The organism is Allocoleopsis sp., from assembly GCF_036703385.1.
GTDB lineage: Bacteria > Cyanobacteriota > Cyanobacteriia > Cyanobacteriales > Coleofasciculaceae > Allocoleopsis.
The window spans coordinates 1-6,644 of record NZ_DATNPA010000662.1 but is presented as its reverse complement, the minus strand read 5'-3'; the positions used below and the strand labels follow the sequence as shown (position 1 = coordinate 6,644).

General features: G+C 47.1%; 5 protein-coding genes. 2 read left to right on the top strand and 3 right to left on the bottom strand.

Translation table 11 applies throughout. The features are described from left to right. Positions 1–19: 19 nt before the first annotated feature. The gene (locus V6C93_RS31340) at positions 20–916 is read left to right on the top strand and encodes a sugar ABC transporter permease (RefSeq protein ID WP_333480597.1); all 897 of its coding nucleotides are present in this window, start codon (positions 20–22) and stop codon (positions 914–916) included. 38 nt (positions 917–954) lie between these two features. Beyond that, complete coding sequence (locus V6C93_RS31335; RefSeq protein WP_333480596.1) at positions 955–1,368, top strand: hypothetical protein; 414 nt, start codon at positions 955–957, stop codon at positions 1,366–1,368. Positions 1,369–1,434: 66 nt separating this feature from the next. On the opposite strand, the gene V6C93_RS31330 is transcribed toward V6C93_RS31335, so the two are convergent. From V6C93_RS31330 to V6C93_RS31320, 3 genes are all read right to left on the bottom strand, one after another. Next, positions 1,435–1,806 carry a hypothetical protein gene (locus V6C93_RS31330; RefSeq protein WP_333480595.1) on the bottom strand — a complete coding sequence of 124 codons (372 nt, stop codon included), beginning with the start codon at positions 1,804–1,806 and terminating at the stop codon, positions 1,435–1,437. Positions 1,807–1,999: 193 nt separating this feature from the next. Continuing rightward, positions 2,000–3,721: an AarF/ABC1/UbiB kinase family protein gene (locus V6C93_RS31325; protein WP_333480594.1), complete on the bottom strand. Its 1,722-nt coding sequence runs from the start codon at positions 3,719–3,721 to the stop codon at positions 2,000–2,002. Positions 3,722–4,255: 534 nt separating this feature from the next. Next, positions 4,256–6,644: M1 family metallopeptidase (locus tag V6C93_RS31320; RefSeq protein WP_333480593.1), on the bottom strand; the 2,389-nt coding region annotated here is incomplete at its 5' end.

The window sequence follows — 6,644 nt, the reverse complement described above, 5'->3', positions numbered from 1 at the left end:
TAATAAATGACCGATTTCCATGACGAATAATTCTCAGCCATCTTCTAAACAGCAGTTGCTAGATAATGATGCGATCGCAGCGTGGATTTTCTTAGCCCCCGCCCTGATTCTCCTAGGCGTCTTTCTCCTTTGGCCCATTGCTTATCTGTTTTATCTCAGCTTTACCACTGGAAGTTTGACCTCAACAGGTATCCATTGGGTTGGTTTGAGAAACTATCTCCGCTTGGTACTCGACCCCGATTTTTGGCAAGTTCTCGGCAATACGCTTTATTTCACCCTTGCCACCGTCCTTCCCAGTCTGATTATTCCCTTGGGCTTAGCTGTCCTATTAAATCAATCATTGGCTCTGCGGGGACTGCTGCGAACAGCCTATTTCATTCCATCCATTACCTCTCTAGTCGCCGTCGGACTAGGGTTTCGCTGGCTGTTCCAAACCGAAGGTTTCGTGAATGTGCTTCTCAGTACCCTCGGTTTTAAACCGATTTCCTGGCTAGGTAGCACGACTTGGGCGATGCCCATTCTGATTTTATTAAGCAGTTGGAAACAGCTGGGTTTTAACATGGTGGTATTTCTCGCGGGACTCCAAGCTATTCCTCCGAGTCGATATGAAGCGGCTGAATTAGATGGCGCTAACTCTTGGCAAAAGTTCTGGTACATTACTCTTCCAGGATTGCGACCTACTCTGAGCTTTGCCATAATTACAACGGCTATTTTTACGCTGCGGAGTTTCGAGCAGGTTTATATCATCACCGGAGGCGGCCCCCTTAACTCCACCAATTTGCTGGTTTACTACATTTACCAGCAAGCTTTTGCCCTGTTTGATTTTGGTTACGCTGCCGCCGCTACTACAGTACTGCTAGCCTTTACGCTTGTGCTAGTTTATATACAACTAAAGACTGGCGGTGAAGGCCGTTGAAAATTTTATAATATAGACATTACTTGGACGTTACTTGCGTGAATACAGAAGTTGTTCGGGTAATTACCCTAGATGATATTGAAGCCCGGATCTATCGAGTTGAGCAGGGTTATCGGATAGAAGTTTCTAGCTGCCTAAGCGATTATTGGCATCCCGGTATCTTTTCAGATTTACAGCAGCTGGAAGAATGGCTCTATCCTGAACTAGAAAAGCTCAATGTTGGCTTTGCACTGGGCGGCGACTGGATGATGCTTGAAGGGGACTTTGATGGCAACGGAAAATACCGAGATTGGTTTGTTTACCAAGCTCAAAATTGGCAAGGCTACGATCCGATGACGAATTGCTGCTACAGTGCTCCCTCCTTTGTAGGGCTTAAGGCAAAAATTGATCGGATTGAGGATGTTCGGTCTGCCAAAACACACGAAAGAAGCAACCCACATTCCACACCCTAACGTGTCAATATTTCAAGGGTAACGGCTGGTTAAGGGTGCAGAAGGTGAGCTGTAATCAGCTATTGATTAATTAATTGAATCTAAATCTAAGGCTTTTGAGCCACCTCGCTCTAATTGATTTAGAAGTTTACCCAATTGCGACCAAACTAGGACGCTAATAAACAGGGTGAGCGGTAGCGAGATAGAATATGACAACCACCAGGGAAAGCCAAATATCTCTAATCCAGCCGCGAGAAAGACACAAATTCCAGCCGCAATTCCCAGAAATGGCATTTGTAACTGGACTCCTTTCATTTGAGCTAGGGTACGGGTGGAGCGGTTTTTTGACCATTCCTGGACTTTTTGTTTTAGCGTCGCTTCAAAGGCGGCACCAGAGGTCATGCCAGCAAACAAGCCGAAAATCAACAAAAAATATGGCGGTTCTGGAAAGCTATACACGAAAAACTCCTAAATTTTAAGGTAGATAGGGGCAGATTTTAAAACACAAGGGGTATGATAACTCAGCCTTAATCAGCCATTAATAGCCTATCCGAAAAAGGGATGGTTCATGAACTGCTCAGGACACAGAGGAGCCGAGGTAAGAACCACAGAGTGCCAACTCAAGCTAGTTATTGAGTGTCGAAAATAACAACTATTCAGGTTTCAGTGCAGTAGCCAAGGGTAAAATTGAAGCGACACTCTCCATTGAAAGCTCAGTCAGAGAATTGAGTGCCACATTCAACAAACGTCCAGGTTTCAAATCATCTTTGACCAAGTTCCAGAGACGCTCAACTTCTTGTGTGTGGAGTCGATCATCTTCAGTGAGCGCTAAAAGTAGCTGACGCCGCAGAAACCGACCTTCTTCAGAAAGGAGAAACTGTAACCCTAATTGAGCGGTGGGTAATAAATCGAAACTTTGGTCAGAACGTGCGATCGCAATCATATTCTCCAAGCGCTCCCATTGGAACTTCCCATCTTTGAACAAGACTTCAATCAGATGGCGTCGCATTTCTGGAGATTCACCGGTGAGAAGACGCCGCGCCACGTAGGGGTAAGATACCTCAACGATTTTGAAATTAGGATTCAACGTGAGTGCTAAGCCTTCCTGCGTTACCAAGGAACGAATAATCAGGGCAAACTTTGCAGGTACCCGGAAAGGATAGTCGTACATCAACTCCGAGAATTGATCGGTAATGGTTTTGAAGTTGAAGTTACGCACACTTTCACCCATTGCTTCTCCCAGCACTTCCTCTAAGGCTGGAATAATGGGCGTTATATCGGTATCCGGGGTTAAAAATCCGAGCTTGACAAAGTTTTTGGCTAATTCCCCGTAGTCTTTATTGATCAGGTGAACCACGGACGCTGCGATCGCTTCCTTGGTATATTGCTCTAGCTGATCCATCATGCCAAAGTCAATATACGCCATGCGCCCATCCGGGAGGGCAAAGAGGTTGCCGGGATGGGGATCTGCATGGAAAAAACCATGCTCCAAAAGCTGACGCAAACCAGAAATGACGCCAACTTGAATGATTTGGTCAGTATCCAGTCCGGCGGCACGAATACTGGCGGTGTCGGTTAACTTAACGCCCTGAATCCACTCTAAAGTCAGGACTCGCACAGTACTGTAGCGCCAGTAAATCGCAGGTACTTTCACGGTTGCGTCATCGCGGAAATTGTGGGCAAATTTTTCCGCGTTGCGCCCTTCGTTGATGTAATCGACTTCCTCAAATAACTTGATGCCGAATTCATCAACAATTAACGTGAGGTCATGTCCCAAATTTAGGGGCAGCCAAGGAGCAAGCCAACTTGCCGCCCAACGCATCAAATACAGGTCTAATGTGAGGGTTGGAAGCAAATTGGGGCGTTGCACCTTAACCGCAACTTCTTCTCCCGTGTGCAGAAAGGCGCGATAGACTTGGCCTAGGCTGGCGGCAGCAATCGGTTTGGAGGAAATTTCGCTAAATAATTCAGTTACGGATTGTCCCAGCTCGGTTTCAATGATCGATAAGGCTAGCGCATTATCAAAGGGCGGTAGCTGGTCTTGTAACTTAACAAGTTCGTCTAAAAAATCTTTTCGGACTAGGTCGGGGCGTGTGGAGAGGGCTTGTCCGACTTTAATAAAGGTGGGTCCTAGACGAGTCAGGATGTGCCGTAGCTGAGCCGCTCGTTTAAACTTGTTCTGTTCAGTCTGATTGCGCCATTCGTCCCACTTGAGGCTGAGAATAAATTTGACAAAAGACCCGACAATAGTGAGGGCACGCGCAATGACTGCCCAAGGTCGGGAGCGGTAATATCGTGCGATCGCCTTTGCGTCGTAACGTCTGAGTGGTTCCCTTGACTCCTGAGCAGGAAAGACTAGTTGATGCTGACTCACGCCTTTTACTTGCCTCTCAATATATAGAATTATTTCATTTTTTTCTTTTTATTAAATATAAGTATACATTACTACAAATTAAATTTGATTTTTGTAACCGTAAATCCAGGCTAACCTATACCAATAGTAACAATAGTCTGATTAAATCAGGGAACTTCTACCCAGATTCCTACATTTTGCGCCGTAATATGAGACAATAGGAAGTCTGTGCCCATTGACCAGGAAACCCACTGACCCCCTCAGGTAATCCAACCTACTTCTTCTTGGGAGTGTTCTTTCCAGTAGTCTAATGAGGAAAAAGCCTTGCTAAATGTGTAGAGGGACACGTTGTGCAGATAACCTCTTTGTTAAAAGGGTTACAAAAGCTACCAAGATACGAAGAAGTTTATCCCAAGTAGGGTGCGTTGCAACACACCCTACAGCTGGGTGCCTCCCGTTGCAAGCAAATAGACCCTTTGTAGGGGCTTTCCCGCCGGCAAGCCCCTACAAGATTTCGCCTCTACAAGATGGGGGTTCTCCCCTAAAACTGAGTTCTTAATTAGCAGACTTGGACTTCGCTTCGAGATTTTCCATGCGGCTTTTGAGTTCCTGGTTTTCTTTCTTCAGTTGGTCGAGTTCTTCCCGCAACTGTTTCACCGCTTGATCGGAACCCACATTCTTCTGGACTCTCTGAATCGCTTCCTCTGCCATGCGGCGGACTCGCCCATCGGGAGTTTGATCGGCAAGGGATTGCAAAACCGCGATCGCTTTAGCCGTTTCCATTTGCCCCAAGGCTGCAACAACAGCGACTTGGGTTAGGAAGAAGGTTTCTCCTGCCAGTTCTTCTAATTGCTCTAAAATCCACTCGGTATTATTCGGAGTCTGACCGGTAGAAATGGCACCCAATGCACGAATGGCACTCAAACGCAAGGGTTGAGGAGTACCAGGTGTGGTGTATTCCAAAATTACGTCCAGTGCGACAGGTGAAGACTTCATCTGACTCAAGCCTGCGATCGCACCACTCCGCACCACTTCATTCCATCCACTCCTCTCTCTCAGGACGTTGTTCAACAATTGCAGAACTTCATCTTCCTTGTCTTTGAGAGTCGCGGACACCATTTTACCCAAAGCACTGGCAGCCGTAGCTTCCACATAGTAGCTAGCATCGCCGTTTTCGAGTACCTGTTTCAGGGCAGCGTAGCTTTGAGATGTCTTAATTTTACTCAACACCTGTACCACTGACCGACGCACACGGGCATCTTTGTCGTTTAAACCCACCATTAAAGCATCCGTTGCCTGATCCAGCTTCACTTGGGCTAAGCATTTTGCCGCCTCTGCGCGAACACCCCAAAACGAGTCACTCATCAGCGCATCAGCAAGTGCCTTCACCGCTTCTAAACCTCCCTTCTTCGCCAACGCCTTGGCAGCATAGATGCGGGAGATGGGGTCAGGATCAGATTGTAACTGAGCTTTGAGTTCCGAGATGGGGTATTCCAGAGCAACGGTTTTCAGGTAATGATTGCCGCGATCGAAGCTAATAAATTGAGGCTTTTTCTCCAAGGGGAAGTAAAAACTCTGTTCCCGTTCATGCACCCGCACCGTGAACGTCTTAAGTACGGGCGGGTTTTGTACTGGAGTGATCGATTGGTTATTCGAGTTATCGGCTAAACCCGCCTCTACAATCCCTGACTCCTGCTGAGTGTAACTAAAAGCAATGGGGATTTTCAGGTCAAATAGCTCACTATTACTCCCGTTATTGCCATTCTTCGCCTGAGTTTGGGTAACTGTAACTTTTGCTAACTGACTATCTCCATCCCAGGAATAAGCAACTTTGTAATCCGGATGTCCGCCTCGGAAGACATACTGGTCAAAGAGAAATAACAAGTTGCGCCCGGTTGCTTTTTCGATCGCCCGGAGCAAGTCAACGGTTTCTACGGTATTGTGGGCATTGTCTTGAACAAACGTCTGGATTGCTTTCCAGAACAACTCATCACCTAACTCGGTGCGAATCATGTGATAGACGCAAGCCCCTTTTTCATAGAGGTGCCGATCATAAAGTTCGATCGCTTCCCGATAAACATGAGTCACAATCGGGCGACGATAGCGAGAACTATCCTCGGCTAAGTAACTCTGCGCTTCACCTAGCAAGTAATAGGCGGCATCATCGTTGCCATACTCATAATCCGTCCAAAATACTTCGGAATAAGAAGCCAATCCTTCCTTAATCCAAGCATGAGACCAGTGTTTAATCACCACTAAGTCTCCAAACCACTGGTGAGCGAGTTCGTGGGCGACTAAACTTTCCGTGCGGTCATTATCGATCGCAGCGCGTTCATCCAGCAAGCAGCGATCGGTGAGTAAGGTGGTGGAGGTATTCTCCATCCCGCCAAAGATGAAATCATCCACGCAAACTTGGGCGTATTTGGGGAAAGGATAAGGATAGCCAAACTTTTCGCTGAAGAACTCCATCATCCGAGGCGTTTTGCCCATGCTACGGCGGGCGTCTTCCTCATACCCCTTTTCGACATAATAGGTAACGGGTTTGCCTCGCCACTCATCCCGAATTTCGGCAAAGTCACCCACCGCTAAGGTCATTAAATAAGTAGGATGAACTTGCTGCTGTAACCAGTGGTAAATCTTGTCCTCTCCGTCTTCTTCCGTGGCGATGAGTTCACCATTAGAAATAGCAATCAGGGGTTTGGGAACCTTAACCCGAATTTCCGAGGTTGCCAACTGTCCGGGGTAGTCGAAGCAGGGGAACCAGAAGCGCGAGTCCTCATCTTCGCCCTGTGTCCAAACTTGGGTGGGTTTGTTGGGGTAGTGTGGATTGGGGACAATGAAGTAAAGACCACGTTGGGGTTTTTCTACACTGTATGCGATCGCAATCTTAATTTCTTTCCCCGCTTCGGTGGGGTTTGTTAACTGAATATGCAGCTGTTCCCCA